5 protein-coding genes are annotated in these 2,175 nt (G+C 58.2%); all 5 read right to left on the bottom strand.

Annotated features, from left to right (window positions below; genetic code table 11):
- Nucleotides 1–131 precede the first annotated feature (131 nt).
- From AAC083_RS20615 to AAC083_RS20595, 5 genes are read right to left on the bottom strand one after another with little or no spacing between them, the layout of a single operon-like run.
- A complete protein-coding gene (locus tag AAC083_RS20615) occupies nt 132–674 on the bottom strand; it encodes a hypothetical protein (protein ID WP_108537599.1) in 543 nt (180 codons plus the stop codon).
- 28 nt (nt 675–702) lie between these two features.
- A complete protein-coding gene (locus tag AAC083_RS20610) occupies nt 703–1,029 on the bottom strand; it encodes a type IV toxin-antitoxin system YeeU family antitoxin (protein WP_108537598.1) in 327 nt (108 codons plus the stop codon).
- The gene (locus tag AAC083_RS20605) at nt 1,026–1,388 is read right to left on the bottom strand and encodes a hypothetical protein (protein ID WP_108537597.1); all 363 of its coding nucleotides are present in this window, start codon (nt 1,386–1,388) and stop codon (nt 1,026–1,028) included. The genes AAC083_RS20610 and AAC083_RS20605 overlap by 4 nt, the downstream gene beginning before the upstream one ends.
- On the bottom strand, nt 1,369–1,599 hold the full coding sequence (locus AAC083_RS20600) for a hypothetical protein (RefSeq protein ID WP_108537596.1): 231 nt from the start codon (nt 1,597–1,599) through the stop codon (nt 1,369–1,371). Before AAC083_RS20600 ends, AAC083_RS20605 begins: the two co-directional genes overlap by 20 nt.
- Complete coding sequence (locus AAC083_RS20595; RefSeq protein WP_108537595.1) at nt 1,599–2,102, bottom strand: hypothetical protein; 504 nt, start codon at nt 2,100–2,102, stop codon at nt 1,599–1,601. Before AAC083_RS20595 ends, AAC083_RS20600 begins: the two co-directional genes overlap by 1 nt.
- Between the last annotated feature and the right edge of the window lie 73 nt (nt 2,103–2,175).

The raw sequence follows: 2,175 nt of genomic DNA, 5'->3' as shown, positions 1-2,175 counted from the left end.
TCAGATCACCCAGTCCTCCGTTAGTTCCATTCAAGCTGCATCGATTTGGGAAACAACGCCGCTCAAAGGTGGTGAGCTCGCCAGTTTGCGGATGTTTGCCGGGCACCTTGATGGTGATGTTCTTAGCCATTTCACACCTCCGGCTTGGCTTCAAAATGTCGGGTCACAACGCCCGCTTCTGGATCGATGCTGATAAACGCCGGTGCTTGTGGGTGGTACTGGTAGAGCCGCGCCAATTCAGCGCGAAACGCCTCAACGTTTGGCGCAATCACATGGCTGGTATCCCCCTCGGCGTAGGTAAAGGTCTCCAGCTTCTCGGTGTTAATCCAGATGCCGAAATACCATGCATCTTCCTCGGTGTCGTATTGCTGCCAGCCCTGGGCCAGCAGCGTCCGGTCGTAGTAGTAACGGTCAGCCTGATGGCTCCCCCGGTCAATGCGGCAATCGGTCACGGTGAGCTCAAGCGGGATACGCCCTACCTTCCGAGCCTTCTTGACCCGGCGCAATGTGTGCCGTGCCTTGGCCTTCTCTTTGCGCGGGTCGTAGGGGTTCAGCTTGCTGCCCACGTAGTTGAGGATCCCCTCGGCATTGGCGGCTGCATTGTGCGTCAGCGTGTGCAGCAGGGCGGTGACTTCACGGCGGGCCAGTGTGCCCACGTGATAGAACTTGTTCATGATATTTATCCTTGAAACAAACACCCCGCTAGTTAGCGGGGTGGTAGATGTCGAGGTAGAGGTAGCCGTAGCTGCGCCTCGGACTGGCTTCACACACCCAGCCCTTGTGTTCAAGGCGAAACACCTCGTCCATGTCGGTGCATATCTGGTATGTCTTGGCCATCTTGGTTAACTCACGCAGGAAGTGCGGCAGCACCGTGTTGCACTCGGCACGCCACGCCTCGTCTGGCTCGCCGTACATACCGGCACGGTCGCCCAGGAAGTCCACGTAACCACGTTGCAGAATGGCTCGAGCCCCCAGCCTGGGCAGGTTCGGGGTGCCCAGCCCCCATGTCATGTGCTCGAAGATGCTCATGTGTGGCTGCTCCAGTTTGGGTTGTCGTTGGTGCCGTGGTTGAAGTAGACACCCACGATGGTGCGTCGCCACTCCCCAACGGGATAGCCGAGGTCGTTGCACTCACGCTCCCACCACGCAAAGTTAATCTCGCGGGGCAGGTTGTCCACCATGACCCGTGGACTCACGAACAGCGAGGTCTTGTGCATCGTTGGCACGGGCTTGATCTTGTCGGGGCCAGTGCGCTCGCCGGTCTCGTCATAGTCGTGTGTCCACTTCGGGAAGGTGAGCTGATAGGCAATGAGCCTGTGCAAATCGCCATGTGCGCTCATTGCCTGAGCTACTGCGACCTGAGTGAAGCTATCGTTGAACTCGATCATGATGTTTCTCCATTTCCTTCGGTGAACGGTAAGCAGCTGCCTGCAGTGCAAACTGTTCGACTAGGTAACTGATGCTGATGCCCAGTTCATCGCTGACCCCATCCCCTAGACGGTGATGTAGTTGTGCCATGTCATCGGCGATACGCTGGGCTATCTGGGCGGTTGAGCTAGGTGGTGAGCTTGTCACTGTCAGGTTGATGGAAAGGTTCATTACATCTCTCCCCAGGGGGCTTGCTCCCACAGTGACAGCCGGGTCAGCACGTCTTGCGCGAGAGCCTGTTGCAACTGCTGTATCACTTTCACCAGCCGGGGAGCCTGCTCAGGGCTCCCGGTCCATTCGCTCGATTGGTACAGGGCGCAGCAGGTGAATTTGTAGAGGGCTACCAGTTCGGCATCGGTGAGTGGTGCTTGATGGTGGTGGGCAGGTTTAAGCCGACTCAGCTTGGTGGAGCCTCGCTGGCGTGGTTCCTTGCGGTCCTGCTGACGCCCCAGCTGATAGCGATGCCAGACCGCCCGCCTGTTGGCGAGCATCATCAGTCGTACCATCCGGTCTACCCGCCACGTCCAGGTACTGGTCGTGTCTGCTGGCGGTATCCACCAGAGGGTGCGCAGCAACTCAAGGGTGTAGTGCGGTGGCATTGGGGCATTGCAAAAGCGGTGCAACTGCACGGCGAAGGCCTGGTAATCCTGGCGGTCAATCATGAAAGCAGACATGGGGATGACTCCTTGAAATGAAAAAGGCCACCTGCAGTGAGGTGGCCCTGTGGGTTGTGTCGGCATATCCAGA

Origin of the sequence: Aeromonas sp. HMWF014, from assembly GCF_963878295.1 — a bacterium.
Taxonomy (GTDB): Bacteria; Pseudomonadota; Gammaproteobacteria; order Enterobacterales; family Aeromonadaceae; genus Aeromonas; species Aeromonas popoffii.
This window is presented reverse-complemented; position numbering and strand designations above follow the sequence as displayed.

Bases quoted from the DNA above. Each gene is read 5' to 3' on its own strand.
- AAC083_RS20595 (WP_108537595.1), bottom strand. From the start codon at position 2,102: ATGTCTGCTTTCATGATTGACCGCCAGGATTACCAGGCCTTCGCCGTG.
- AAC083_RS20600 (WP_108537596.1), bottom strand. From the start codon at position 1,599: ATGAACCTTTCCATCAACCTGACAGTGACAAGCTCACCACCTAGCTCA.
- AAC083_RS20605 (WP_108537597.1), bottom strand. From the start codon at position 1,388: ATGATCGAGTTCAACGATAGCTTCACTCAGGTCGCAGTAGCTCAGGCA.
- AAC083_RS20610 (WP_108537598.1), bottom strand. From the start codon at position 1,029: ATGAGCATCTTCGAGCACATGACATGGGGGCTGGGCACCCCGAACCTG.
- AAC083_RS20615 (WP_108537599.1), bottom strand. From the start codon at position 674: ATGAACAAGTTCTATCACGTGGGCACACTGGCCCGCCGTGAAGTCACC.